This window comes from Salinicoccus luteus DSM 17002 (genome assembly GCF_000712035.1).
Taxonomy (GTDB): Bacteria; Bacillota; Bacilli; order Staphylococcales; family Salinicoccaceae; genus Salinicoccus; species Salinicoccus luteus.
This window is the reverse complement of the sequence record NZ_JONV01000009.1, coordinates 91,885-118,601: the sequence shown is the minus strand read 5'-3', so window position 1 is coordinate 118,601 and position 26,717 is coordinate 91,885. Positions and strand designations below refer to the sequence as shown.

Sequence of the window (26,717 nt, the reverse complement as noted above, 5' to 3'; positions counted from 1 at the left end):
AGGAGATGCTAATATGAACCAAAATTACACCCCCTCACTGGAAAGTGATTACAGGCTGTGCCAGTCCCTGATCAAACAGCACTCCAAAAGTTTCTATTATGCTTTTTCCACTCTGCCCAGGACAGATGCAAATGCCGTATATGCCATCTATGCCTTCTGCCGTATAGCGGACGATGCCATAGACCAGGCAGATGATGCGGAGACTGGAGGCGCCAATCTCAGACAGCTTAAAGCAGAGCTTGATGCATTTGTTTCAGGAAATGTACCCCAAGCTCCGACGTGGCGCGCGCTCGGTGACGTTGTAGAGCGCTATGATATCGATGAAGCCATGCTTTATGCCCAAGTCAGGGGGCAGGAAATGGATATCCATTTCGAGCAGCCGAAAGAGATGGACGACCTGATCCATTACAGCAGCCATGTTGCAGGATCGGTAGGAAAGCTGCTTCTGCCGATCCTGAGCGATGATCTCTCCGAGGAACGGAAGGCGAATGCAGAAAAACTCGGCATCGCCATGCAGATTACCAACATACTGCGGGATATCGGTGAAGATATAAGGGACCATGGACGTGTCTATATCCCCGCCTCCCTCCTCAACGAATACGGCTGTTCCATGACACAGCTTAAAGCACAAAAGATAGATCAGGCGTTCATGGATGTCTGGGAGCATCTGGCGAAAGAAGCGGAAGCGCTCTATGATGATTTCAGAAAAGAAATCCTCCATTATAAGGAGGATTCACAGCTTCCGCTTCTGGTTTCTCTATCTGTCTACCGTGAAATTCTGAATGAAGTGAGGAGCAACGACTACGACTGCTTCTCAAAACGCAACGCTGTATCCATGGCGAGAAAAATGAAAATCAGGAACGAAGAAATACAATTTCTCAAAAGTATCAAAAATGCATAGGAAGGGGGGAGGGGGATGTCCAAAAAAAGAACAGTTCTTATCATCGGAGGCGGACTGGGTGGTCTATCTGCGGCGATCACACTGAAACAGGAAGGTTTCGATGTCAGCCTATATGAAAAGAACGACCACCTTGGAGGCAAGCTGAACCGTCACGAACAGGATGGATTCGGTTTCGATCTTGGACCATCCCTCCTGACCATGCCGTATATTTTCGAACGCCTTTTTTCAAGAAGCGGGAAGGATATGAACGACTATGTCGAAATCGGGGAAGTGCCGCTGCAATGGCGCGCCTTCTTCACTGATGGCACCCATATAGACCTCTATGGCGACCTCGAAAGGATGGCACGCGAGAATCCTCAATTATCCGCGAAGGATATGGCAGAATACCGCAAGTTTCTGTCCTACGCCGGAAAGATCGATCGCCTGACCCTGCCCGGCTACTTTGAAAAGGGATTCGATGATCTCCGCTCCATCATAGGGTACCATGGCCCGCTCGCCGCCCTGCGCGGCTTCGACTATTTCTCCACCATGCAGCAGGGCATCAACAGGCATGTCAGCCATCCGCATATGCAGGATATGCTGGGTTATTTCATCAAATACGTCGGCTCAAGTGCCTATCGGGCACCGGCTGTCCTGAATATGATGGCCCATATGCAGCATGAACAGGGGGTATGGTACGTCAAAGGCGGCCTGCATAAGCTCGCCGAAGGCATCACGCAGCTGGCACGCAATATCGGTGTTGATATACATACCGGTCAATCGATTAAAACTGCTGTCACGGAAGGTACAGGACACATCCAGCATATCGTTTTCGCAGATGGCAGCAGGAGGAGTGCAGACTACATCGTCTCCAACATGGAAGTATTGCCGTTCTATCGCCATGTGCTGGATCACCCTCCACGGAATTTGAAGAGGCTCGAGGACAGGTTCGAACCGGCAAGCTCCGGTCTTGTACTGCACCTCGGCGTCGATCGCACCTATCCCCAGCTTGGCCATCACAGCTTCTTCTTTTCGAAGGATTCGAAGAAGAACTACAGGGAGGTATTTGACGACAAGGTGCTCCCGTCGGATCCAACCATATATCTAGTCAATACAAACAAGACGGATTCCAGCCAGGCTCCGCCCGGCCATGAAAACCTGAAGATACTTCCTCATATTCCGCCTTTGCAGGAAAAGGAATATACCAAGGCGGATTACCTCGCCTTCAGGGAGACTGTACTTGATAAGCTTGAGAATATGGGACTCTCCAACCTGCGTGAGCATATCGTCTCCGAATACATGCTTACTCCCCATGATATCGAATCCCTTTATTTTTCAGACCACGGAGCCATCTACGGCACCGTCTCCGACCGCAAAAAGAACAAGGGTTTCAAGCATCCCAAGAAGGCAAAGCATATTGACAACCTCTACTTCGTGGGCGGTACAGTCAACCCTGGCGGCGGCATGCCGATGGTCACGTTAAGCGGCCAGCAGGTTGGCGCAATGATTGCAGACAGAGAAAGAAGCGGGGAATAGCATGGTTTGGCATTCCATGTGGCTCTCGATTCTCATGCTTTGTCTCATCTCAGGCTATATCCTTTATAAGAACCCAAGATTCATTGGCAGAAGCCGGTCAGATGACAATATCAGCATCATCGTTCCTGCCCGTAATGAAGCCCATAACCTCCCAAAACTGCTGGATAGCATCCACAGGCAAAGGAGCGTTCCCTTGGAGGTTATCGTTGCAGACGACGGCTCGACTGACGATACCCGGAAAATAGCTGAAGCAGCCGGTGCGACAGTCATTGATGTGCCGGAGGGGGAGTGGCAGGGCAAGAGCCATGCGTGTCATCATGGTGCACAGCATGCCCGGTACGGCACCCTTGTCTTCATGGATGCGGACACTTCATTTGCCGATGACGATTCACTTTCCCGCATCAATGCGCAGTATCAGAGGCAGGGCGGAAGAGGCGTCCTTTCCATCCAGCCATTCCACCGGACGGAAAGGTTCCATGAGACATTCTCTGTCATCTTCAACATCGTCACTGTCACAGGGGTGAATATATTCTCAGCTTTTTGGGGCCGGACTCAAACCAGTACGGTATTCGGCCCGTTTCTCATTACAGGGCGGCAGGACTATGCTGCTGCAGGCGGGCATGCGAACGCTAGGGAGACAATTATAGAAGGCATGGGCATTTACAGCGGCTACCATGAAAAGGGGCTGCCGACGACTCTGTATCTGGGACATGGCGTGTTACAGTTCAGAATGTATCCGGAAGGAATGTCCTCCGTAGTCAAGGGGTGGAAGAAGCATATTGCCTCGGGGGCCGAGAATGCTGAAGGTCGGGTGATGGCATTGATTATGTTATGGCTCTGCGGAACACTCATTGCACCTGCCTATCTGATTTCTACAGCCGTATGGCATTTTGAGGCCGTGCTGCTTCCTCTCATATCCTATTCCCTATATGCACTGCAGTTCAAATGGATGGGCAGACGGTTGATCCGTTTGCCATGGTATAGCGCTTTTCTGTACCCCATATATTCCTTCTTCTTCTTCCATGTATATGGGATGTCCTTCATACAGACGCACGTGAAGAAAAAGATAGAATGGAAAGGTCGAAAGATTGAATTGAAGAAGCGGAAATGATATTGCCCGGGAAATAAAAAATGGAGGGTCCTAGGACCCATTTTTCTTATTCTCCTTGAAGCTTTGTGCGCCTTTGAGGATTCCGATAATACCGTTTGTGCTATAGCTCAGATCCTCAGTAATCGTCTTGAACGTAACATTCTTATTCCCGTCTATATGATAAAGAACGATATCATCATCCGTAATCTTATCCGATTCAGAAGCGTCGATTTCAGTGATTTCATTGCCATCTATGAACTGATTGAACCAATAGTATGTGTAGTCCTCATCAAACAATATATGGTGGCGGATTTCGGGTTCTACACGCCGTCTCTTCTTTTCACTGTCAATGGGATAGGGGAACATTTTGACATTCTTCAGTCCGAATTCCTGTGACATTTCATTGAAAGCCAAGTGGTTGAAAGTATATGACCGGGTCGTCAACAGACATTGCTCATAAGGGGTGAGGTCTGTCTGTACCCTTTCCCCTTCAGAAAGCAGGTTGCCATCGAAGGTTTCCAATCCACGCTCCTTTGCCCGCTTTGGATCGGAATTGAGCAGGTCGGATATGAGTACAGGAATCTCGTGTGCCTGGAGACGTTCGGCAAGCTCAAGCGAAAACCTGTTTTCCCCAATGATTATGACACCCGGGGGTGCTGTACTCGAAAGTTTCAGGAATCGGCTCAGTGGCCTGAAGCTAAAGCCATAGATGACCACCGTTACAAAGACGAATCCAAAAGTCACCGGTACGATATAATTTGCCATCTCCACCTCCTGGGATATGAACAGTCCCGCAAAGAACTCTGCCACTGCCAAGGCAACGATACCCCTTGGTGCAACAAAGGAGACGAAGGCACGCTCTTTGAAGGCTATCCCGGTATTTATTGTAGACAGCAGGATATATGCAGGACGCACAATGAGTATCATGACAATACAGAACAGCACCAACTGCCAGCTGATGACTTCGCTGAGCACTTCCCGTGTCAATGATGAGGTAATCAGTATGAAGACTGTGGAGACCAGTATGAGTGTCATCTCATCAATGAAATGATCGGACTCCTTATAGATCAGACTGTGGTTTTTAAGCCGCGCCATGACAAGCCCAAAAATGGTGACGGCGAGCAGTCCCGATTCATGAAGCACTGCGTCACTGAGGCTGAAGATGAGTAATATGAAGACGAATTGGACCGGGGCCATTAGGTTCTGTGGAACGAAATCCCATTTTATCAGCCACCTGAAAAGATAGGATGAACCGAAGCCAAGAATGAAGGCCACCGCAAATCCGAGGACATACTCCATGAAATACCCCAATCCGAATCCGCGATCTATCATCTGGAAAACATAAAAGGCAAAAAGGGCGAATAATGGACCGACAGGGTCCAGTATGATGCTTTCCCATTTCAAAATGGAGTTTACAGAATTCTTCACCTTCGCCTGCTTAAGCAGGGGTTGGATGACTGTCGGACCTGTCACGATGAACAGACCGGCAAGTACGAATGATATGGATAGCGGCAGGCCCAGTATGAGGTACATGGCCAGAGTACCCATCAGCCAGGCCAGAACAGCACCAATGCTGACAATTCTGGCAATCGCCTTGGAAACGCCGGGCAACTCCCGGTAGTCGAGGTTACTGCTGCCTTCAAATAGGATGATTGCAACGGCAAGCGATACAATCGTACTGAAGAGCTCGCTGCCCATCAACTGTTCCGGATTGACCAATTGGAAGATGGGCCCGACGAGCAGTCCCGCAATGGACATCACTACAATTGCCGGCCATCTGATCATTGCCGCCAGCCACTGGCTCAGTATGCCGAGGCCGATGAACAATACGATCATCAGCATCAATGGCACTTCTATATTCATTGCATTCACCCTTTCTCTCAAAAAACAGATATATAATCTACTGTAAAAATACAGCAATATCGTAAAAAAAGACAGATACAAACCCTGTGGTGGATTCGTATCTGTTCTTTACCCTATTATTTCTATTTTACAATCATTACAGGAATATTCGCGCGTTTCGCCACTTTATGGCTGACGCTTCCAAGCACCATTTCCTGCAGACTGTTCAACCCTCTTGTGCCGAGCACAACTACATCGTATTCCCCGGAGTTCGCCACCCTTACTACGGTCTCCTTTGGTTCTCCATGTTCAAATGCCGTTTCGTAAGTGATGCCGGATTCTTCGAAAAAGTCGGTGATGTCCGATATTTTTTCCAACCGTTCCCTCTCCAGGCTCTTGCTGTTGGATCCGTGCAGCACGTCTGACTTGGAATCCGAATATCCGATCACATTCAAAATGGTGACTTTTGCCCCTTTATTGTAGAACTTTCTGATTTCCTGCGCTGCCCTGAAGCTGTTCTCTGAACCATCCGCAGCGAGCAATATTGAATTGTACATCATTGATCCTCCTATACCAGTTCTTCTTTATTGATCATGCTGAGTTCATTGATGATTTTACGGCTGTCCTTGTTCAAGTTTCTGATGTAGACCTGATTATTCTTCCGCCTCATTTTGGTGATCATCGTATCGATCGCGTCGACACCTGAATCATCCCAAATATGGGCATTGGTAAAATCAAGCTCAATCATCCTGTCTTCATCATCGAGATCAATCTGGTTCATCATCGTATCTACAGAGGCAAAGAAGATCTGACCATCGATGCGGTACTTCACTTCATTCCCTGATTCAGTCCTATCCACTTCTACATTGGAGATTTTCGTTGCAAAAAAGAGGGCACTGAGTATGACACCTGCAACCACACCGATGGCCAGGTTGTGTGTCATCAGAACGATTGAAACGGTCACGACCATGACGACGACATCAGTTCTTGGTGCTTTCGTCATATACTTGAATGAACCCCAATCGAATGTTCCAATGGACACCATGACCATGATGCCTGCCAGAATCGGCATCGGCACCTGAACGACGAGGTCACCGAGGACGATGATGAGGAAGATCAGCACCATCCCCGCAGTAAAGGTGGACAGGCGTGTCGTTGCACCAGACCTTACGTTGATGATGGACTGGCCGATCATTGCACAGCCACCCATGCCTCCAAAGAAGCCGGCGATGACATTGGATACGCCCTGACCACGGGATTCGCGGTTCTTGCTGCTGTAGGAGTCCGTTGCATCATCGACGATCTTCGCGGTAAGCAGACTCTCCACTAGACCAACGATTGCCATTGAAATGGAGAATGGCAGGATGATCCGGAGTGTTTCCAATGTGTACGGCACATCCGGAATGATGAAGTTTGGGAGTGAACGCTCGATGGCCCCAAGGTCGCCTACAGTCCTGACATCGGCCCCCATATACAGGTATATCGCCGTCAACACGACAATCGCGATGAGTGGTGCCGGTACCGCCTTGAAGAAGCGCGGAACCACATAGACGATGAGCAGTGTCACCCCTACATAGAGGTACGTCGAAATCGAAATGCCGAAGATATGCTCAATCTGCGACATGAATATCATGATGGCGAGTGCATTGACGAAACCGAGCATCACCGATTTCGGGATGAATTTCATAAGCTTCCCAACCTTGAGTATACCCAGGATCAGCTGGATCAGACCCATGAGCAGGGTTGCTGCCAGCAGATATTCGACTCCATATTCTCTGACCAGTGGTGTAACCAGCAGGGCGATTGCCCCCGTTGCAGCGGATATCATGGCTGGGCGGCCACCCAGGATCGAGATGGATACTGCGATGATGAATGAGGCATACAGTCCGACCATCGGATCGACTCCTGCAATGATCGAGAAGGCGATCGCTTCCGGAATGAGGGCAAGCGCCACTACAATACCGGCAAGAATATTCGTTTTTGGATCAGTGAGCCATTCTTTCTTAAAAGTCTCTATCATTTTTTACGCTCCTATTTTATAATCATAGAGCCTATTATAATCACTGAAGTTTCAAATGTATACCCCTTTTTGAAATTATACGTGATATAGTTGAAATCTAGGAGTGTGTAATATGAAATATGGATATGCACGGCCAGTGGAACTCATCGATTCCAGGGATGCGCAGGAGCAGAAGCTGGCAGAGCATGCCGAAAAGCTGTACCTGGAAGACCACAATAACAATAAAAAACGGACACAGCTCGATGCCCTGCTGTCAGTAATGAAGGCCGGGGACACCCTTTATGTGACAGATCTTTTCATATTGGCAGATTCCACAAAACAGCTTGTCGACCTGGTCAATGCAGCGGTGGATAAACAGGCCAGCATCATTATACTGAACAAGGATCTCACCATCGATTCGAAAACGCCACTCACTTTCAGCGAATCGCTAAATCTCATTTCCGAATTCCAGAGTGATATCGTCAAGTTCAGAACCCGTCTCGGTATGACTGAAGCCTCATCCAAAGGCAAGCAGATCGGCCGCCCGAAACGCAGCGATGAAAACATCAAAAAAGCCATAGAGATGTACATGTCAAAAGAATATACGCTTGATGAAATCAAAAAAGAGACGAATATCAGCCGGGCGACACTCTACCGCCACCTCGACCTGTAGATGAAGAATGGAAGACGGACACATTGTCCGACTTCTATTCTTTTTTTATATGTCCCTGGATCACTGCACTCTTCCCCTGATGCATTTTTCCCTCATTGCGACGGACAATCGCTTCCTTGAGTGACAGAACCTCCACACCGTGCTTTTCAAGCTCCTGCTTCAGATCTCCCACATCATAAAGCATATGGATGTCCTTTGGCCCACCTGTCTGGAACTCTATCTGCCTCTTTGAATACAGTTCAAAAACGATGTCTCCACCCGGCTTTACCGTCTGTACCATGTTTCTGATCATTTCCTCTTTTCCGTCCGTTGGAACGTGCCCGAATACATTGATGCTGATATCATACTCACCGCGTGGAAGTGCATAAGGTTCCGTAATATCCACAAGACTTGTGCCAACAGCCACTCCCGCCTCCTGTGCCAATCTCCGGGTTTTATCTAGACCCACCCGTGAGTAGTCATAGGCAGTGACATCATATCCAAGTTTCGCCATATATACACCATTACGTCCCTCACCTTCGGCGAGCATGGCAACTTTTCCGTGACCTCTTCTATCAAACACCGACTTTACCCATTCATTCGCTTCCTTCCCATAGATGTATTCCGCATCGTCGAACTTCTCATCCCAATGATTCATATGCGTTCTTCCCCTCTCTTTTTCTGTTCCCTCATCAATCCTTATCGGTCCCGAGCCCTTCCTAATAATTGAAAGTAGTATAGACCAAAAGGAAAGGGGGAATCAATATCTTTGAATACATATCCCCGGACCTCTAGAATATTAACCGTGAAAGTATTTCAATTGGAGGAATATCAATATGAAGAATGAACAGATTGTTCTCGCTAAACGGCCGGAAGGTGTACCCGGTGATGATGTATTCAGGTTCGAAGATATCGATGTGAGGGAGCCATCCAATGGGGAAGTACTGATCAAACCATTGTATATATCCGTTGATCCCTATATGAGGGGCCGTATGTCCGATGCCAAGTCGTATGTTGCCCCCTTCGAGCTCGACCAGCCCCTTCATGGGCATGTGGTCGGTAAAATAATGGAATCGAAGAATGATGCATTCACAGAAGGGGACCACGTCGTCGGCATACTGCCATGGCAACGTTATATCACCGTTACAACAGACAATATATCAAAGATCCAGAACTCTGATGTGCCGCTCCACCTCTACTTGAGTACACTCGGCATGACCGGCCAGACAGCCTATCATGGCCTGTTGAAAATCGGCCAGCCAAAAGAGGGGGAGACGGTCGTTGTTTCCGCCGCTTCCGGTGCTGTTGGTTCAGTTGTTGGACAGATTGCCAAAATAAAAGGTGCAAGGGTCGTCGGCATTGCCGGCGGAGAAGAGAAGGTGAACTACCTTACTGAAACGCTCGGCTTCGATGCCGGAGTGGACTATAAGGCGGATGACTTTGCTGAGGCATTCGAGGCTGCGGTACCGGACGGTGTCGATGTCTATTTCGAGAACGTAGGCGGGGAAGTCTCAGATGTTGTACTCCAGCACCTGAACACATTCGCACGTGTGCCGGTATGTGGTACCATTTCCAGTTACAACAACAGGGAAGATGATATCGGTCCGCGCATCCAATCGATACTCGTCAAAACGCAGGCGTTGATGCAGGGCTTCATCGTCGGCAATTACGCAGATGACTTCGAGTCTGCAGGCAGACAGCTTGCCGAGTGGGTACAGGAAGGCAGGATCCATACAGAAGTGACTGTAGAAGACGGGTTCAAGAATATTCCAAATGCATTCCTTAACCTCTTCGAAGGCAAGAACTTGGGCAAACAGGTGGTAGAAATCGAAGAATAGACAAGAAGACGCACCTTCGGTGCGTCTTCTGTTGTTTTACATATAATCAATCACTGTCCCACTTTCCAAAGAGCGGGGGACATCGATGACCCTTTGATTGAGCGACCCGCGAAAAGGGATGTTCGGCCGGTAGAGCCGGTCTACGAAAGGGCTGTCGACCAGTACATCTATCTCTTGGAGCATTGAATACCGTCTTTGATCATTCGTCAGGTATTCGAACATGAATCCGCTCCATACCCAAATGGACTTCGTCCTCGCGAAACGGGCACGGAACCGGCTGATGATTTCAGTCGCAAGTGCCATATTGCAGAAGGGTTCACCACCCAGGATGCTGAGCCCTTCGATATAGTCCGCTTCGCAGTATGAAAGGATGTCTTCAATGGCACCGTCCGTACACAGTTCTCCATACGTGAACTTCTGGGCGTGCAGGTTATAGCATCCGGGGCATTTGAAGGGGCAGCCTGAGAGATAGATGCTGCATCGCACCCCCTCACCGTCGACGAAGCTGCGTGGTTCCACTTTGGCAAGATGGTATTGCCCTTCATAGATCTGCAAAGCCTGCATCATGAATCACTCATATGCTTGACGCGGGCCTTGATTTCCTTGTGCCGTCCCTCGATCGTCGGTCGGTTTACAGGATTGCCGAGATAGCCGCATGTGCGTTTGACGACATCCACGGTTTCTGGATCCTGGTTGCCGCAGTTCGGACATCTGAACCCATTTTCCGTCGTTTCGAAGTCGCCGTCATAGTGGCATTCATAGCAGTGGTCAATCGGTGTATTGGTCCCGAGGTAACCCACTCTGTCATAGGAATAATCCCATACCGCCTCCAGCGCTTTGAGGTTATGTGTCATCTTCGGATACTCGCAGTAGTGGATGAAGCCGCCACTCGCAATTTCAGGGTAGTCCTTTTCGAAATCGATCTTCTCAAACGGCGTTATGTCCTTACGGACATCATAGTGGAATGAGTTCTGGTAGTATCCCTTATCCGTTATATGCTCGATATCACCGAACCTTTTCTGGTCCAGACGACAGAAGCGATCGGTCAGCGACTCACTTGGTGTGCCGTACACACTGAAGAATATGTCATAGTCGTCAGTCCACTCGAACTGGTACTGCTTCATCTCCTTCAGGATCTCCATAGTGAACGCCTTGGCCTTGGGATCATCTTCCCAATCCGGCCCATAAAATACCGTCGCCGCTTCGTAAAGGCCGATGTAGCCCATGGATAGCGTGCAGCGCTCCCTGGTGAAGACATCCATCACATCCTCTCCCGGCTCAAGCCGGATACCGAAGGCACCGCTCTTATAGAGGATGGGGGCGTTGTCGCTGACTACTGATTTGAGACGTTCGACCCTGCTCAGAAGGGCATCATGCATCAGCCACATCTTCTCATGGAAAATCTCCCAGAAAGCTTTCTTGTCTCCCCCTGATTCGATTGCAATGCGCGGTACATTGAGGGTGACGACACCCAGGTTTGCGCGTCCGCTGTTGATGAGGGCACCGGACTCATCCTGCCAGCTCGGAAGGAATGAACGGCAGCCCATCGGTGCCTTGAAATCACCGAGCAGCTCCACTGTCCTGTCATAATTGAGAATATCCGGATACATCCGTTTCGCAGAGCATTCCAGGGCCAGCTGCTTGATGTCATAATTCGGATCCTCCGGAAAGAAGTTGACGCCCTTTCGGATGGAAAAGACCAGTTTCGGGAAGATCGCCGTAAATTTCTTGTCCCCGATGCCGTCAAGACGCGTATTGAGTATCGCACGCTGGATATGCCTGCTGTATTTGTCGGTACCTAGCCCGAAGCCGACTGTCACGAAAGGCGTCTGGCCATTTGATGTATATAGGGTATTGATCTCATACTCGAGACTCTGTATGGCGTCTTTTATGTCCTTCTTCACACGTGCCTCAACATATGCTTCAATCTTGTCCCCATGCACGTACTCTCGAGCCACGGCACGATGATGGTCTTCATTTTTCTGTGCATATGCGCTCAACACCTCATCAATGCGATCGACCGTACACCCCCCATACTGGCTGCTGGAAACATTTGCGATGATCTGTACAATCTGGGCTGTTGCCGTCTGTATCGATTTCGGGGAGACCACTTTCGCATTCCCCATCTGGAACCCCTTCGCGAGCATTCCACGGATATCGATCAGGCAGCAGTTCGTCATCGGCTGGAAGGGGTGGTAATCAAGGTCATGGAAATGAATGTCCCCTTCAGCATGCGCTTTTGCGACATGTTCCGGCAGCATCCGCTCCAGTGCAAATGATTTGGCCACAACTCCGGCGGTGAGGTCCCTGAACGTGTTGAACGTCCTGCTGTCCTTGTTTGCGTTCTCATGCACAATCGATGGATCGAATTCCAGCAGCTGTGCAATATCTTTATCCAATGTATACATATGACCACTCCAAACGCTATATATTGTGCTTAAACTAGAAAACTAACACAATATATGGTTTGTTTAATTATTTGGAATGCATTGTCTAATTTCCGACAAAAAGATATGAATGATTATTGAAATATTAAAAATACGCCTTCCCATCTGGGAGGCGTATTCCTATCAGGAGAATATCCTGTCTATCTTCTCGATCTCCGACTGTGTCAGTTCGACTTCCGCAGCTTTGGCGTTTGACCTGATCTGTTCACCATTCTTGGCCCCCGGGATGAGGACATCGACAGAAGGCCGGGTCAGATAGAAGGCCAGGACGATGTGGGCAACTTCCTCCCCTTTTTCAGCCGCAATCTCCTTGAGCTGATCGACTTTCTTCAGGTTTTCCCTGAACTGGTCTTCCTTATAGAAGGGCAGGTTCGCCCGGAGGTCCTCGAACTTCGTATTCTCGTCATATTTGCCTGCGAGGAGCCCTGCAGCCAGCGGGAAGTATGGGATGAAAGTGATCTGATGGTCTGCCGTATATTTCAGCAGGTCCTCCTCGGCAGAACGGTCGAGCAGGTTGTACTGGCCCTGATAGACATCCACATGACCGTCCTTATCCGCTTCCTTCAGCTGTTCATAAGAGAAGTTGGATACACCGATGGCACGGATCTTGCCTGCTTCCTTCAGTTCCGCAAGTGCCTGGATCGCTTCATCCTTCGGCGTCTCCTCATCCGGATAATGGATATAGAAGAGATCGATATAGTCCGTCTGCAGCCGCTCAAGTGCTTCATCCACCGCCTGCTTGAGGAACTCTGGTGAATTGTCGAGGATCGTATTGCCATCTCCGTCCATCCGATGGGCGGCCTTTGTCGCCACAACGACATCCTCACGCATGTATTCCTTCAGTACTTCGCCAATCAGTTCCTCAGAACGTTTCGGCCCGTACATATAGGCGGTATCGATCATGTTCACACCCGCGTCGATGGCATCCCTCACCACCTGGCGGCCTTCCTCTTCGTCGAGATCCTTATACAGGTTATGCCCACCGACTGCATTGGCACCGAGCGCAATCGGGTACACTTTGATTCCGGACTTTCCAAGTTCAACATGCTGTGTCATTTTCAAAAACTCCTTTTCATGAGGCTTCACCCCAATCATAGTCATCGGGTATGTCTTATTCAAATCTAGTGCTCAAAAAAAGCCGGAACACTGGGTGCCGGCTTTCGGAATCATATTATGCTGTTACGGGTGTCAGTCCCTTGAAGTCCACAAGCTGGTAGGCCGCCTCGACATCTATATCACTTGGAGGGTCTACATCATTCAATTCATAGGGCACACCGAGTGCCTGCCATTTGTGTACACCGAGCTGATGATAGGGAAGGATTTCGAACTTCTCGACATTATCCATGGAATTGATGAACCTGCCGAGGTTGACGAGATCCTCCGCATCATCCGTCAGACCCGGAACGAGGACATGCCTGATCCAGACAGGCTGACGATGCGCCGCCAGCATTTCTGCAAATTTGAGTATATGGGTATTCGGCCGCTTCGTCAGGCGGATATGCTTTTCATTGTCTATATGCTTCAAGTCGAGAAGTATGAGGTCCGTGTATTCGAGGAGCGCCTCCATTCCCTCCTTGAAGGTTTCCGAATCATTTGCGCATCCCGCAGAAGTATCGATGCATGTATGGATGCCTTCAGCCTTCAGCAGTTTGAACAGTTCGGTCAGGAAAGGCAGCTGGAGAAGCGGTTCCCCGCCACTTACGGTAACGCCCCCGCCTGAAGCTTTGAAGTAGGGGATATAGGGTCTGATCTCTTCAACCATCTCTTCTGCCGTCACCACTCTTGCGGCGCCCCGTGTCTTCCATGTATCCGGATTGTGGCAGAACAGGCACCTGAGCACACACCCTTGTGTAAACAATACGTAGCGCAGACCAGGTCCGTCGAGCGTACCGAGACTTTCTACAGAATGAAGATTCCCTTTGATCATAATAAACCCCTGCCTCTTTTAATGATTTCTACATTCTTTCGTGGAATGTACGGGCGATGACATCAAGCTGCTGCTCGCGCGTCAGTTTGATGAAGTTGACGGCATATCCGGATACCCGGATGGTCAGCTGCGGATATTCTTCCGGATGATCCATGGCATCAATCAGCGTCTCCCTGTTGAACACGTTGATGTTCAGGTGGTGGCCGTGCTGCATGGCGTAGCCATCAAGGATGCCGACCAGGTTCAGCTCCTGTATCCGCTCTTCCTTGCCGAGGGATTTCGGTACGATGCTGAATGTGTTTGAGATGCCATCCCTGCAGCTGTCATACGGCAGCTTGGCGACGGATGAGAGGGAAGCGAGCGCCCCTTTCTGATCCCGCCCATGCATCGGGTTCGCACCCGGCGCAAACGGTTCACCGGCTTTGCGTCCATCCGGTGTATTGCCTGTCTTCTTGCCGTAGACGACATTTGAAGTGATGGTGAGGACACTCATGGTGTGCTCCGAGTCGCGGTATGTCCTATGCTTTCTGAGCTTCGCCATGAAGCGTTCCACGAGTTCGATGGCGATATCGTCGACCCGTGCATCATTGTTGCCGTATTTCGGGTAGTTCCCTTCGACTTCAAAGTCGACCGCAATACCTTCTGCGTTACGGATTGGTTTCACTGTGGCGTACTTGATGGCAGACAGTGAATCGGCGACGACCGACAGCCCGGCGATGCCTGTCGCCATCGTGCGGTGGACATCCGTATCATGCAGTGCCATCTCAATCCTTTCGTAGCTGTACTTGTCGTGCATATAGTGGATGACATTCAGCGAATTGATGTAGACCCCGGCGAGCCATTCCATCATTTCGTCGAATTTTCTGTCCACCTCACCGTAATCAAGCACTTCAGAAGTGACAGGGGAGAATCCAGGAGCGACCTGAACACCGGATTTTTCATCCCTTCCGCCATTGATGGCGTAGAGCAGTGTCTTGGCCAGGTTCGCCCGGGCGCCGAAGAACTGCATCTGCTTCCCGATCCTCATTGCGGACACACAGCATGCGATGCCGTAGTCATCACCATAGCTCTCCCGCATCAGATCATCATTCTCGTATTGGATGGAGCTTGTCTTGATGCTCATTCTGGCACAATAGGTCTTGAAGTTCGCCGGCAGCTGTTCCGACCACAGTACTGTGAGGTTCGGCTCCGGCGCCGGTCCAAGATTGTCGAGTGAATGCAGGAAGCGGAATGAGTTTTTCGTCACAAGTGCCCGGCCGTCGATGCCGACGCCGCCGATGGATTCCGTCACCCATGTCGGATCTCCCGAGAACAGCTCGTTATAGTCCGGGGTACGGGCGAACTTCACAAGACGGAGCTTCATGATGAAGTGGTCGATGATCTCCTGTACCTCTTCTTCAGTCGCAGCACCCGCTGCAAGATCGCGTTCTGCGTAGATATCGAGGAAAGTGGACGTACGTCCCAGACTCATCGCAGCCCCGTTCTGCTCCTTGACCGCTGCAAGATAGGCAAGATATGTCCACTGGACCGCTTCCCTGAAATCCCGTGCCGGACGGCTGAGGTCGAATCCATATATTTCCCCGAGTGCTTTCAGCTCACCGAGCGCACGATACTGTTCCGACATCTCCTCCCGCAGACGGATGACATCTTCCGACATGACGGTCGTCATGCTGTCGAATTCATCCTTTTTCTCCTTCATGAGGAAATCTATGCCGTAGAGCGCCACTCTCCGGTAGTCTCCGATGATGCGCCCGCGGCCGTATGCATCAGGCAGTCCTGTAATGATGCCCGCTTTTCGGCATGCCAGCATCTCCTTAGAATAGGCATCGAATACGCCCTGGTTATGCGTCTTGCGGTAGTCGGTGAATATGCTCTCCGTCTCCTTGTCGAGCTCATAGCCATAAGCCTCGCATGCCGCCTTCGCCATACGGATGCCGCCGAATGGCTGCATGGAGCGTTTGAAAGGCGCATCGGTCTGCACCCCTACAATCGTTTCCAGCTTCTCATCCAAGTAGCCCGCACCATGGGAAGTGATCGTCGATACGGTCTTCGTATCCATATCCCACATGCCGCCACGCTCGCGTTCCTCTTTCGACAGTTCCAGCACCTGCTTCCAAAGACGTTCCGTCGCCTCCGTCGGGCCGGCCAGGAATTCATCCGTTCCTTCATACAATGTATAGTTCAGTTGGATGAATTCCTTGACATCCACCTTCCTGTTCCAGCGTCCTGCTCTGAAGCCTTCCCATGCATCTGTTCTTTGAACCTTTTCCTTCAACATGAACATCCCTCCAAATGATTGTTCAATATATCACAATTAAAGTATATCACTAACGTGAATTAATTCACATATAAAATGAAAAAAGATGTGTCAATTCTGCGTCGATGATACTTTATCCATTTGTATATTTTTCTGTAAATATGAGACAATCAACCCAAATCCACAGGAGGGCCTCGTTATGACACGTTGTACAAATTGCGGCACACGATGGACATTCAAGGAGAAGTTGAGGAAGTCTTTTTCATTTGATAGGGGGATGCCATGCCCCCATTGCGGGGAAGCGCAGTACCTGACTTGGCATTACAGGAAGAAAAGCAGTCTGATCACCTTTTTGATGCTCCTATTATTCTTCCTGCCCACCTTTTTCAATGCATCTTGGCAAGCCCATGTATCTGTCCTTATTCCAACATTGATTGTCGGTATATTCTTGCAGATCCACACCTTTGAACTCACCGATAAGGATGATGGGGATTTTTGGAATGTATAATTTTAAGAGAACAAAAAAGCTGCCCCTGGAGGCAGCTTTCTGTATATCCATGAACACTATCCACTTTCTCCAAACAGCTGCTTGCTCCTCCAGCCGCCGAAATTGTAGTAGGCGAATGCAAATGCGCTGCTGAGTATAAAACTCATTCCCATGCCGATACCGATGCCCACTTCTCCAAACTGGGAGGCGAACAGGGCGGTCAATGGATACCGCAATATCCAGAAGGAGATGATATTCAGTGCAAGCACCTGGTACATCGCTCCGGAAGCACGCACGATACCATTGAGTACGAAGTTCAGTCCAAGGAATGGATAGCAGAGCGCGACGATACGCAAGTACCGGGCTCCAAACTGCACCGCTTCCTCATCCTCTATGAAGAGGCGCATGCCGAATTCCGCAAAGATGATGACGAAGACTGCGACGGCCACCATGAGTCCGAAGTTGTAGAGGGCGGCATTTTTCGCAATCTCTCTGACACGTGCCCAGTCGTTGATTCCGATGTTCTGCCCGGCCATGCTGTTCACTGCGGTACCGAGTGCCATTGCAGGCAGCATGATCAGGCTGTCGAGCCGCTGGGCGGCACTGAAGCCCGCAACCGTCTGGCCGCCGAACTGGGTAACCACACTGAGGATGGCGGCGACACCCGCATGGATAACGGCCATCTGCAGCCCGGCAGGAATGCCGAGGTTGAAGATCAGGCGGACTTCCTTACTGGAAGGCAGCTTTGGCTTTGTGAAAGGAATCAGGTTGTGTTTCACCGAGTAGTAGACGCTGTAGAGGAAAGCAATGCCCTGCGAGGCGACCGTCGACAATGCAGCACCCTCGATGCCCATGCCGAACCCAATCAGGAACACAGGGGCCAGCGCCGCATTCAGTATGACCGCGACAAATACGACCCGAAGCGGCGTCTTGCTGTCGCCGACTGCCCTGAGGACTGTATTCATGAAGTTGTATGCAAAAAGAAAGAACATGCTCAGGAAGCTGATCTGCAGGTAGATTCTTGCCTGACCGAGCAGGTCTTCCGGTGTTCCGATCAGCAGCAGCAACTGTTCCGCGAAGACGAAACCGATGATTCCGAATACCAGCGCCATGCTTGTCATCGTAACGATGAATGCATTGAGGTAGGACCTGAATCCCGCTTCATTCTTTTTGCCGTACTGCTGGGAGAGTATGGTGAGTGCAGCGTTGTTGAGCCCCAGTATGAATGATAGGACCGTAATCAGTATCGTCGTTGCAACAGCGACCGCCCCGAGTGCCGATGCACCAAGTATGTTCCCGACCCAGAGGCTGTCTACAATCTGGAATGACGTCTGGAGCAGATTCGTCAGCATGATCGGTCCGGAAAATATAATCAGCGACTTGAGTATCGGTCCATGTGTAAAATCCTGCTGGTTATGTGCCATTATTACACCTTCTATTTGTATGATGATAAGTATTTGATGTGTCGTTTATATGCCATTATACAGTTGTACCGCCAAATATAACGCCACACCCCATATAATGACTGCAGAAATCTTATTGAGGGCATTCAGGAAGATGCCCTTCGTATCGAAGTTTCCGACTGTCCTTCCCACTACCGCCAGTCCGATGAACCACAGCCAGGAAATGACGATGCAGGACGTGGTGAAAGCCACCTTCTCCAGCCCTTCATAACTGAGTGAGCTTGTACCGATGACGCCAATTGTATCTATGATGGCATGTGGATTGAGCAATGAAACGGACATGGCGAACAGGACCTGCTTCTGCATGGACATCGCCGCCTCCTTCTGACTGAGGTTCGCCGGATCGCTCCTCCAGATCGACCATCCCATATATAGCAGGAAAATGATGCCAAGAGAGAAGATGACCGTCTGCAAGATCGGCATGGTCAGGACGATGACCGACACGCCCAATACAGCAAGCAGAATCAGCAGTGTATCACACAATCCTGCAGTAATGATGACCGGAATCGCTCCCCGCAGTCTTGGCTGGGATGCGCCTTGATTGAATACGAATACGTTCTGTGCGCCGAGGGGGAGGATCAGTCCGAATGCCAGTATAATGCCATGCAGCAGTGCAGCAGTCATATCCATTCTCCTTCATTTCTGATTATTATTGCCCAGGAAATTGAAAAAAGCCATTCCATTATATCGTGGAATGGCTCTCATGACCATATTTCAATCTCTACCTACTTTTCCGGATGATGCTGGACGAACACTTCATAGATGGAAAGTTCAGCGCCAAGAATCGGGTTGTCTTCCGATTTTTCTTCAGAACCGCCGGAGGCATGCGCCTTCTTCGTCGCACGGCTTTCCCTCCAGGCATCGAAGCTCGCATGGTCTTCCCATGTCGTACATACTTCGATGACGTCATATTCATCCGTATTCTCCTTTGTCAATACTTCCATAAGGATGAATCCATCAAAAGTATGGACCGATTTTGCCGTCGAGAACCGGGGCGCCACTTCATCCACTCTTCCCTTTTTGACACGTATCTCGTTCACTGCTTTAATCATATGATTGTAGACCTCCTTGTGATTTGAACCATCTTTTCCCATCAAATATATCATGTATGACCGGGGAGCTTACAGAATAAACCTTTATTGAAGTATGGTATGATCAGGATGAATGCTACGCTTTATATCTGAAATCAAAGGGGATGATTTTCATGGATAAAAAGCCAAAAGAAGAAAACAAGAATGCATCCTACGTAGGGGTCGGCATTGCACTCGGTGCAGGCATTGGGACGGCCGTTGGTGTTGCGATGGATGAAATTGCGATGGGCGTCGCTTTTGGCAGTGCATTTGGTGTAGTCCTCGGAGCAGTACTTTCGAACATGAACCACAGGAAGAAATAGTACAAAAAACTAATGAGAATACAGAGGTGGCAGCATGATTCTTAAAGATGCAGAAGGAAAGTATGAAATCATTCTGGGAAAGGAAAAGGCAGCAGTCCAGCATGGGTCTGAGGAGACCTACTATACGGTCATTGAAAGCAGGGGGGAACTGGAGAACAGGGGATACTGTGTGCTCAATAACATCTATGTCAACGAAGGCATGGAATCACCCTTTGAAGCACGCTTCCTGAATCGCCAGTCCAATTTGTCGACAGTCGATGGCTTCAAGGCCATTCGTGTAATGAAGGCATCATCCGGTCCCTATTACGTCATCCTGACCTTGTGGAATGATGAGGAGGCCTTCCATGACTGGCAGAACTCCAAACAGTATGGGCAGACACATAGAAAAAGGGGAACGGAATCCGGGGTCGACCGCGAAGTGGTCGACCGGGAACAGTCTTTCAACGTAAGGTTCCAACTGGAAGATATATAGGAATATGAAGCAGTGGTGCAGCCCATCACTGCTTCTTCATATTGAAAACATAGGCTCATTTATGTAAACTTGGTTATTGCATTCAATTTGCCGATAACAAATTTTCCAATACTAGAAAAGAAGTGTCTTATTATGAAACGTTTCCTAAACCAGATACCTGTCTCAATCTGCGGCCTGATACTCGGTCTTGTATCGCTCGGCCATCTCTTCTTCTCCATACAGCGCACTGCCATCGGGTGGGCGTTCACTGGCATGGGCATACTGCTGATGCTCCTGTTCTTCATGAAAATCACCGTTACGGGCAAAGACACCCTGAAAACACTCGATAATCCAGTCGTGGCAGCCATATCACCGACATTCCCCATGTCACTCATGGTCCTCTGCAATACCCTCGGCCATTTTACTGTAAATGCTCCACTTATATTCGTTGTATGGTGGCTTGCCATCGTTCTCCACTTTGGACTGATGGCTTTCTTCGCCCTTACCTTCGTCGCGCCGAACAGGTTGAAGTCCGAATATATCAATCCCGGCTGGTTCGTCACTTTTGTCGGCATCGGCGTCATACCAACCACTTCAAGCAACTTCGGAGTGGAATTCGGCCAAATTGTGATCTGGATCGCTCTCACGTTCTACCTCATCCTGCTGCCGCTTGTCATCATACAGCTGATAAAGCAGCGTATTACGCGTACCACATTGCCACTCGTTGCCATCGTCGCGGCACCGGGTTCGTTATGCCTGACCGGCTACATCTCCGTCATGGAACATCCTTCTGAAATGCTCGTCTATTTGCTGCTCATCCTGTCCCAGGCAGTATATTTCCTGATTGTCATGATGCTCCCCAGGATTATGCGTTTCAGGTTCCACCCAAGCTATGCCGCCCTGACATTTCCAGTCGTCATTTCTGCTACGGCAATCGTCTATACACTGCAGATGACGGATGGCAGCAGCCTGCTGAACAGCATACTCGGATTCCTTTCCACCATCGAACTGGCACTGGCTGTCATCATCGTCACCTATGTACTGATCCGCTATTCGATTTTCATCGTGCAATGCTATGCAGACAACAGCCAGTCATATAACTAGGATCGCTGTGCGAGGACAGCGATCCTTTAATTTTCAATATATAATCATGTCCGGGGTTCTGATGTGAACTGGGCCTTGATCAAATAGGAGACGGGGTTTTCTTCAAAAAGGGCTTCTGCACGGACATCCCCGTCATTCAGCGCCTCAGGTACAACACCCCGTACTGTAGATGTATTATCAGTATACTGCATAATACCGATGACCACTTCCGCTTCATCACTGAAATCAACGGACTCGCCAAGTTCAGTGCTGTATGTTCTGCTCATGCGCTCCATATCAACCTCCTCACCAAATTCAGCATCAAGCTCACTTGTACTATAGACTCCGCTATCCATATGTATGATGTTGATTGATTTCCGATTGTTGTCTCCAGCCTGTCCCTGAATGGATAAATAAAGCCTTCCATCCTCTGGGCTACTTCCAGTTTCCTCCGTCCTTTCCGTACTATGCATCATCAGATACTCTTCCTGCTTTTCTCCATATACATACTCTTCAATCCAAATATTCAAATAAGGTTTCTCCAGATTTTCATGCTCAATTCCGTAAACGAATGTCTCCTCGGACAGTGCCGATATCAGCTGCTTTTCATTTTCAGAAACTTCAGCTGTCTTCATCGTATTGACTGCACTCCCACATCCAGCCAATACCATCACGACCATTCCAACCAGTATGTGCCTTATCCTCATCAAGTACTCCTTTCAACTTGTTATCTCCTATGTCCCAGGCATGGTAAACTACTAATAAGAATATCCTATCATTGGAGTGAAACAGATGGAAATGACGATTACAAGATGCACGGAAAATGAATGGAAACAGCTGCAGGAGATCAGCCGCATCACGTTTGACGAAACGTTCAGGGCACAGAATAAACCGGAGAACATGGAGGCCTATCTTACACAAGCGTTCACTGAAGAGAAGATCAAAAATGAACTTTCCGAAGAGAACTCCCAGTTCTTCTTCATATATGCAGGGGACAGGCGCGCCGGCTATCTGAAAATAAATGTTGGAGATGCGCAGACCGAGGAGATGGGCAATGAAGCTTTGGAAATCGAACGAATCTACATACTTAAGGCTTTCCAAAGCCAGGGTCTCGGCCGCATCCTATTCGATAAGGCTATGGATATCGCCGATGAAATGCAGGCCTCGAAAATATGGCTGGGTGTATGGGAGAAGAATGATAAGGCGATAGCCTTCTACAAAAAGCTGGGTTTCTCGGAGCACGGCAGCCATTCCTTCTACATGGGGGACGAAGAGCAGACTGACATTATTATGGTGAAGCCGTTCGCATCATAAATTCGAAAAAGGGGTGTTCTGATGTATATACCAAAGTACTATGAAGTCACTGATCTGGCCGAAATCGAAAGCTTTGTCAGAAACCATCCATTCGGTACAATCATATCGAATGATAACGGCCGGCCGATGGCCACTCATGTTCCCATGGAAATGAGCCGGAATGGCGGTGGCCATGTCATTACCGGACACGTCGCAAAGGGCAATCCGCAGTGGAAGACGATTGATGATAACGCCGATATACTGCTCATATTCCAGGGCCCCCATGCATATGTTTCCGCTTCCTGGTATGAAACGGAGGAGGTTTCGACATGGAATTATCAATCCGTCCACATCTATGGCTCTGGAACATTGCTGTCAGAGGACGAATTGGAGAATGATCTGATCCACCTGCTGGACCTTTACGAAGGACATCGCGATAGGGGCAGGACATGGGATAACCTTTCAGACAAAAGCAAAGCCCAGATGAAAGGCATCGTCGGATTCAAAATAGAAGTCGATGAAGTCCAGGCAGCCTACAAGATGAACCAGAACAAGAGTGGAAAAGACTATGACAGTGTGATGGCCCATCTGGCTGAGGGGAAGGACCAGAATGCCCGCCGCATTTCAGAGGAAATGAAAAGACGCAAAAAATGATATTTTTATCCTTTATTATTTGACCAAAATTGACCTTAATGCTATAATGTAAATGCAAAGTCGGTAGGGTGTGAATATATCCGGGGCTTTGCATATTATCATTAAAGGAGAGATGTGAAATGGCTTTTGAAATGAAACCTTTCAACAACAGCTTTTTTGATATGAGTCCTAGCGATATGTTCAGGGATGTTGGCCGTCAACTTTTCACACAATTCCCTGAAAACACAATGAAATCCGACATCCGTGAGTATGAGCACTCCTATGTTCTCGAGGCGGAACTGCCTGGTATCGAGAAGGAAAACATCAATATTGAATACAGTAACGGTATACTGTCGATTTCAGGTGAACAGTCCATCGATAATGAAGCCAAGGATGACCAAGGGCGTGTCATTCATCGTGAACGCAGCTACAGCACCATCAAACGCCAGTTTGCTTTCGATAACATCAAGGAGGACGGCATTTCAGCCGACTTCAACAACGGGGTATTGAAAATAACCCTTCCAAAAACAAATAGGGATAACCGCTCGAAACGCATTGAAATCAATTAAATGACAAATAATCAGAAAATAGGCATGAACCTTTTGGTTCATGCCTATTTTTATTGGTATAATAAGGAAAACTCACAGATTAAGAGGTGATGTGATGAACAAGGGATGCAAATTATGCCACTCAGACACTAGCATTTTCAGCCATCAAAAACTTGGTGACTACCACTTCTGCACTTTCTGTGAATATATTTCTAAAGATGAAAACGGTATTCTTTCTGAACAGGAGGAACTCAAAATCTACAACTCCCACAACAACTCGATCGATGATCCTAAATATATCGATTTCTTCTACGAGTTTCTCTATGATGCGGTCTTCCCTTATGTCAATGGCGGGGTGCATGGTCTTGATTTCGGAAGCGGACCGGCCCCGGTTCTTGCCCAGATACTCGACCAAAACCATGATTTCCATATGGATATATACGACCTGTTCTATGTCCCGGAAAGAATCTATGAAGGAAAAAAGTACGATCTGATTACTGCCACTGAAGTGGTCGAACACCTGGAAGACCCTCTCGAATACTTCCACCAGTTTGCTGATCTCTTAAAACCTGAAGGGGTTTTAGCTGTCATGACCCTTTTTCATCACAACGACATGGACCACTTCAACAACTGGCACTACATGCGGGATCGCACCCATATTTCTTTCTACACGCCAAAAACCATGCATTATATCGCCAGCAGGACAGGATTGAAGATCATCCACACCAACAATGTCCGACATACGACGTTCATGCTGGACTCATGAAGCGCATCTGCTATGAAAATGAATGTAAATTAATGAATCTGAATGCACTGCGCCAAATCTTCCAAAATTCAAGTATAATGGAGGGTAATATCTGAACAGGAGTGTGTGTTATGGTAAATACTTTTGGTAACGGTTTCAAAACCCATACGGTCGGCGCAGAAAGGGATATGGAAGCGAAATATCTCAATCTGCTGTCGGAAAAATTCAATAGTGAAGAAAAAGTCGTCACGGAAATCATCAACCTCGAGTCCATATTGGACCTGCCGAAGGGTACTGAGCATTTCGTCAGCGACCTGCATGGGGAATTCCAAGCTTTTCAGCATGTGCTGAGGAACGGCTCCGGCAATGTCCGGGTAAAAATCCGGGATGTTTTCAAGGACAGGCTGACAGATGACGAAATCAGTGAATTTGCGGCACTCGTATATTACCCGGAGGACAAATTGAAGCTGGTCAAGAACCAGGTGGGTTCGAAAGAGGCACTGAATGAATGGTATAAAATAAAGGTTCATCATATGATCGAACTGATATCTTTCGCCTCTTCCAAGTACACACGTTCAAAGCTGAGAAAAGCTTTGCCGAAACAATTTGTCTACATCATCGAGGAACTGCTTTATAAGAGTGATGAGGATACGAATAAAAAACCGTATTATGAAAAGATCGTCGATAAAATCATTACACTCGGCCAGGCTGAAAAGCTCATCATAGGCCTCTCCTATACCACTCAGCGCCTGGTGGTGGACCATCTCCATGTAGTGGGAGATATCTACGACCGGGGACCGGAGCCTGATAAGATCATGGATACTCTGATTGACTACCACTCTCTCGACATCCAGTGGGGGAACCACGATGTACTGTGGATTGGTGCATATGCCGGATCAAAAGTATGCCTTGCGAACATTCTCAGGATTTGTGCACGCTATGACAACCTTGACATCATTGAAGATGCCTACGGCATTAATCTCCGTCCACTTCTGAACCTGGCTGAGAAATATTATGAAGACAATCCTGCCTTCCATCCGAAACAGCATTCGGAAAAGGTGCTCACAGAGCAGGAAAAACTCCAGATCACAAAAATCCACCAGGCCATCGCCATCATCCAGTTCAAGTTGGAAAGCCCAATCATCAAACGCCGTCCGTATTTCGAAATGGAAGAGCGGCTTGTCTTGGAGAAAGTCGATTATGACAAGCAGGAAATCACAGTCTACGGCGAGACTTATCCACTGGAGAACACCTGCTTCTCGACTGTCGATCCAGAGGATCCAGCGAAACTACTCGAAGAGGAAGAAGAAGTCATAGACAAACTCCTGCTTTCCCTCCAGCAATCCGAAAAATTGAAGCGCCATATGAACTTCCTGATGAAAAAAGGCAGTCTCTACCTGAAATATAATGGCAACCTGCTGATTCATGGATGTATTCCTGTAGACGAAGAAGGAAATATGGAACAGATGGAAATCGATGGCAACATCTATGAAGGAAGAGAGCTGTTGAACCAGTTCGAGGAGCATCTCCGCAAAGCCTTCAAAGATATCGAATCGACGGATGATCTATCGACGGACCTTGTATGGTACCTCTGGACCGGCAAGCATTCCTCCCTGTTCGGCAAACGTGCGATGACTACATTTGAACGCTACTTCATCAAAGACAAGGCTTCGCATAAGGAAGAGAAGAATCCCTACTATCATTTGCGGGAAGATGTTGATGTATGCAGGAAGATGCTTGAAGAATTCGACCTCGATCCGGATCAGGGCCATATCATCAATGGGCATACGCCCGTGAAGGAAATCGACGGAGAGAATCCAATCAAGGCGGACGGCAAGATGATCGTCATCGATGGCGGGTTCTCCAAAGCGTACCAGAAGACTACAGGCATCGCTGGCTATACATTACTATACAACTCATACGGCATGCAGCTCGTCGCCCACCAGCACTTCAATTCAAAAAAGAATGTACTGTTGAACGGCGCAGATGCGCTCTCCGTGCGTCGCATCGTTGATGAGGAACTTCAAAGGAAGAAGATACGCGATACCAACATCGGTGCCAGATTGCAGGAAGAGATTGAGATGCTGCAGGCACTCATGTCTTATCGTTACATTAATTAAATAAATTACATTTTGTAAGCAAATATAGTGACA

The 26,717-nt window shown here is 48.7% G+C and carries 27 protein-coding genes; 14 read left to right on the top strand and 13 right to left on the bottom strand.

Annotated elements, in window-relative coordinates; translation table 11 throughout:
* The first annotated feature begins 13 nt into the window (after positions 1-13).
* The 3 genes from BO53_RS0107125 to BO53_RS0107115 are packed head-to-tail and all read left to right on the top strand — an operon-like array spanning position 14 to position 3,527.
* The gene (locus BO53_RS0107125; protein WP_051683052.1) at positions 14-901 is read left to right on the top strand and encodes a phytoene/squalene synthase family protein; all 888 of its coding nucleotides are present in this window, start codon (positions 14-16) and stop codon (positions 899-901) included.
* 15 nt (positions 902-916) lie between these two features.
* The gene (locus BO53_RS0107120) at positions 917-2,416 is read left to right on the top strand and encodes a phytoene desaturase family protein (protein ID WP_031546894.1); all 1,500 of its coding nucleotides are present in this window, start codon (positions 917-919) and stop codon (positions 2,414-2,416) included.
* Position 2,417: 1 nt separating this feature from the next.
* Positions 2,418-3,527 carry a glycosyltransferase family 2 protein gene (locus BO53_RS0107115; RefSeq protein ID WP_031546892.1) on the top strand — a complete coding sequence of 370 codons (1,110 nt, stop codon included), beginning with the start codon at positions 2,418-2,420 and terminating at the stop codon, positions 3,525-3,527.
* A gap of 30 nt (positions 3,528-3,557) precedes the next feature.
* Here BO53_RS0107115 and BO53_RS0107110 read toward each other — a convergent pair whose 3' ends face one another.
* The 3 genes from BO53_RS0107110 to BO53_RS0107100 form a co-directional block, all read right to left on the bottom strand.
* Positions 3,558-5,369 (bottom strand): cation:proton antiporter, encoded by a 1,812-nt coding sequence (locus tag BO53_RS0107110; RefSeq protein WP_031546890.1) that lies wholly within the window; start codon positions 5,367-5,369, stop codon positions 3,558-3,560.
* Positions 5,370-5,491: 122 nt separating this feature from the next.
* Complete coding sequence (locus BO53_RS0107105) at positions 5,492-5,905, bottom strand: universal stress protein (protein WP_031546889.1); 414 nt, start codon at positions 5,903-5,905, stop codon at positions 5,492-5,494.
* Between the two features lie 11 nt (positions 5,906-5,916).
* A complete protein-coding gene (locus tag BO53_RS0107100; protein WP_031546887.1) occupies positions 5,917-7,368 on the bottom strand; it encodes a SulP family inorganic anion transporter in 1,452 nt (483 codons plus the stop codon).
* Positions 7,369-7,480: 112 nt separating this feature from the next.
* Here BO53_RS0107100 and BO53_RS0107095 point away from each other — a divergent pair, with 112 nt between their 5' ends.
* Positions 7,481-8,020, top strand: a complete 540-nt coding sequence (locus BO53_RS0107095) for a recombinase family protein (RefSeq protein ID WP_031546885.1) — start codon at positions 7,481-7,483, stop codon at positions 8,018-8,020.
* Positions 8,021-8,054: 34 nt separating this feature from the next.
* Here BO53_RS0107095 and BO53_RS0107090 read toward each other — a convergent pair whose 3' ends face one another.
* A complete protein-coding gene (locus BO53_RS0107090) occupies positions 8,055-8,657 on the bottom strand; it encodes a class I SAM-dependent methyltransferase (protein WP_031546883.1) in 603 nt (200 codons plus the stop codon).
* Between the two features lie 178 nt (positions 8,658-8,835).
* On the opposite strand from BO53_RS0107090, the gene BO53_RS0107085 reads away from it, so the two are divergent.
* Entirely contained in the window at positions 8,836-9,837 is a 1,002-nt protein-coding gene (locus tag BO53_RS0107085; protein ID WP_031546882.1) for an NADP-dependent oxidoreductase, read from the top strand.
* A gap of 36 nt (positions 9,838-9,873) precedes the next feature.
* Here BO53_RS0107085 and nrdG read toward each other — a convergent pair whose 3' ends face one another.
* The 5 genes from nrdG to pflB all read right to left on the bottom strand — a co-directional run bounded on the left by nrdG (position 9,874) and on the right by pflB (position 16,489).
* Positions 9,874-10,401 (bottom strand): anaerobic ribonucleoside-triphosphate reductase activating protein, encoded by a 528-nt coding sequence (gene nrdG / locus BO53_RS0107080; RefSeq protein WP_031546881.1) that lies wholly within the window; start codon positions 10,399-10,401, stop codon positions 9,874-9,876.
* The gene (gene nrdD, locus BO53_RS0107075) at positions 10,401-12,245 is read right to left on the bottom strand and encodes an anaerobic ribonucleoside-triphosphate reductase (RefSeq protein ID WP_031546880.1); all 1,845 of its coding nucleotides are present in this window, start codon (positions 12,243-12,245) and stop codon (positions 10,401-10,403) included. Before nrdD ends, nrdG begins: the two co-directional genes overlap by 1 nt.
* A gap of 162 nt (positions 12,246-12,407) precedes the next feature.
* The gene (locus BO53_RS0107070; protein ID WP_031546879.1) at positions 12,408-13,340 is read right to left on the bottom strand and encodes an aldo/keto reductase; all 933 of its coding nucleotides are present in this window, start codon (positions 13,338-13,340) and stop codon (positions 12,408-12,410) included.
* A gap of 115 nt (positions 13,341-13,455) precedes the next feature.
* Positions 13,456-14,211, bottom strand: coding sequence for a pyruvate formate-lyase-activating protein (gene pflA, locus BO53_RS0107065; RefSeq protein WP_031546877.1), 756 nt, complete (start codon positions 14,209-14,211; stop codon positions 13,456-13,458).
* Positions 14,212-14,239: 28 nt separating this feature from the next.
* The gene (gene pflB / locus BO53_RS0107060) at positions 14,240-16,489 is read right to left on the bottom strand and encodes a formate C-acetyltransferase (protein ID WP_031546875.1); all 2,250 of its coding nucleotides are present in this window, start codon (positions 16,487-16,489) and stop codon (positions 14,240-14,242) included.
* An 85-nt stretch (positions 16,490-16,574) separates the two neighbouring features.
* Between pflB and BO53_RS14205 the strand changes: the two genes are divergently transcribed.
* The gene (locus BO53_RS14205; protein ID WP_084184954.1) at positions 16,575-16,976 is read left to right on the top strand and encodes a TIGR04104 family putative zinc finger protein; all 402 of its coding nucleotides are present in this window, start codon (positions 16,575-16,577) and stop codon (positions 16,974-16,976) included.
* Between the two features lie 56 nt (positions 16,977-17,032).
* Here the strand turns inward: BO53_RS14205 and BO53_RS0107050 are convergent, their stop codons facing one another.
* The 3 genes from BO53_RS0107050 to BO53_RS0107040 form a co-directional block, all read right to left on the bottom strand.
* Positions 17,033-18,379, bottom strand: a complete 1,347-nt coding sequence (locus BO53_RS0107050) for an MATE family efflux transporter (RefSeq protein ID WP_031546872.1) — start codon at positions 18,377-18,379, stop codon at positions 17,033-17,035.
* A gap of 45 nt (positions 18,380-18,424) precedes the next feature.
* Complete coding sequence (locus BO53_RS0107045) at positions 18,425-19,042, bottom strand: LysE/ArgO family amino acid transporter (RefSeq protein WP_031546871.1); 618 nt, start codon at positions 19,040-19,042, stop codon at positions 18,425-18,427.
* Positions 19,043-19,143: 101 nt separating this feature from the next.
* The gene (locus BO53_RS0107040) at positions 19,144-19,470 is read right to left on the bottom strand and encodes an antibiotic biosynthesis monooxygenase (RefSeq protein WP_031546869.1); all 327 of its coding nucleotides are present in this window, start codon (positions 19,468-19,470) and stop codon (positions 19,144-19,146) included.
* 152 nt (positions 19,471-19,622) lie between these two features.
* On the opposite strand from BO53_RS0107040, the gene BO53_RS0107035 reads away from it, so the two are divergent.
* The 3 genes from BO53_RS0107035 (at position 19,623) to BO53_RS0107025 (ending at position 21,366) form a co-directional block, all read left to right on the top strand.
* A complete protein-coding gene (locus BO53_RS0107035; protein ID WP_031546868.1) occupies positions 19,623-19,811 on the top strand; it encodes a glycine zipper domain-containing protein in 189 nt (62 codons plus the stop codon).
* Positions 19,812-19,845: 34 nt separating this feature from the next.
* A complete protein-coding gene (locus tag BO53_RS0107030; RefSeq protein WP_037341970.1) occupies positions 19,846-20,283 on the top strand; it encodes an antibiotic biosynthesis monooxygenase family protein in 438 nt (145 codons plus the stop codon).
* A gap of 132 nt (positions 20,284-20,415) precedes the next feature.
* Positions 20,416-21,366, top strand: coding sequence for a TDT family transporter (locus BO53_RS0107025; RefSeq protein ID WP_031546864.1), 951 nt, complete (start codon positions 20,416-20,418; stop codon positions 21,364-21,366).
* Positions 21,367-21,410: 44 nt separating this feature from the next.
* Here BO53_RS0107025 and BO53_RS0107020 read toward each other — a convergent pair whose 3' ends face one another.
* Complete coding sequence (locus BO53_RS0107020) at positions 21,411-22,052, bottom strand: hypothetical protein (protein WP_031546862.1); 642 nt, start codon at positions 22,050-22,052, stop codon at positions 21,411-21,413.
* An 85-nt stretch (positions 22,053-22,137) separates the two neighbouring features.
* On the opposite strand from BO53_RS0107020, the gene paiA reads away from it, so the two are divergent.
* From paiA to BO53_RS0106995, 5 genes are all read left to right on the top strand, one after another.
* Complete coding sequence (gene paiA, locus BO53_RS0107015) at positions 22,138-22,659, top strand: spermidine/spermine N(1)-acetyltransferase (RefSeq protein ID WP_031546861.1); 522 nt, start codon at positions 22,138-22,140, stop codon at positions 22,657-22,659.
* A 21-nt stretch (positions 22,660-22,680) separates the two neighbouring features.
* Positions 22,681-23,292 (top strand): FMN-binding negative transcriptional regulator, encoded by a 612-nt coding sequence (locus BO53_RS0107010; RefSeq protein WP_031546860.1) that lies wholly within the window; start codon positions 22,681-22,683, stop codon positions 23,290-23,292.
* Positions 23,293-23,411: 119 nt separating this feature from the next.
* Positions 23,412-23,840, top strand: a complete 429-nt coding sequence (locus tag BO53_RS0107005; protein WP_031546859.1) for an Hsp20/alpha crystallin family protein — start codon at positions 23,412-23,414, stop codon at positions 23,838-23,840.
* Positions 23,841-23,934: 94 nt separating this feature from the next.
* Positions 23,935-24,585 (top strand): class I SAM-dependent methyltransferase, encoded by a 651-nt coding sequence (locus tag BO53_RS0107000; protein ID WP_051683051.1) that lies wholly within the window; start codon positions 23,935-23,937, stop codon positions 24,583-24,585.
* 167 nt (positions 24,586-24,752) lie between these two features.
* Positions 24,753-26,684 (top strand): fructose-bisphosphatase class III, encoded by a 1,932-nt coding sequence (locus tag BO53_RS0106995; protein ID WP_031546855.1) that lies wholly within the window; start codon positions 24,753-24,755, stop codon positions 26,682-26,684.
* Positions 26,685-26,717 lie beyond the last annotated feature (33 nt).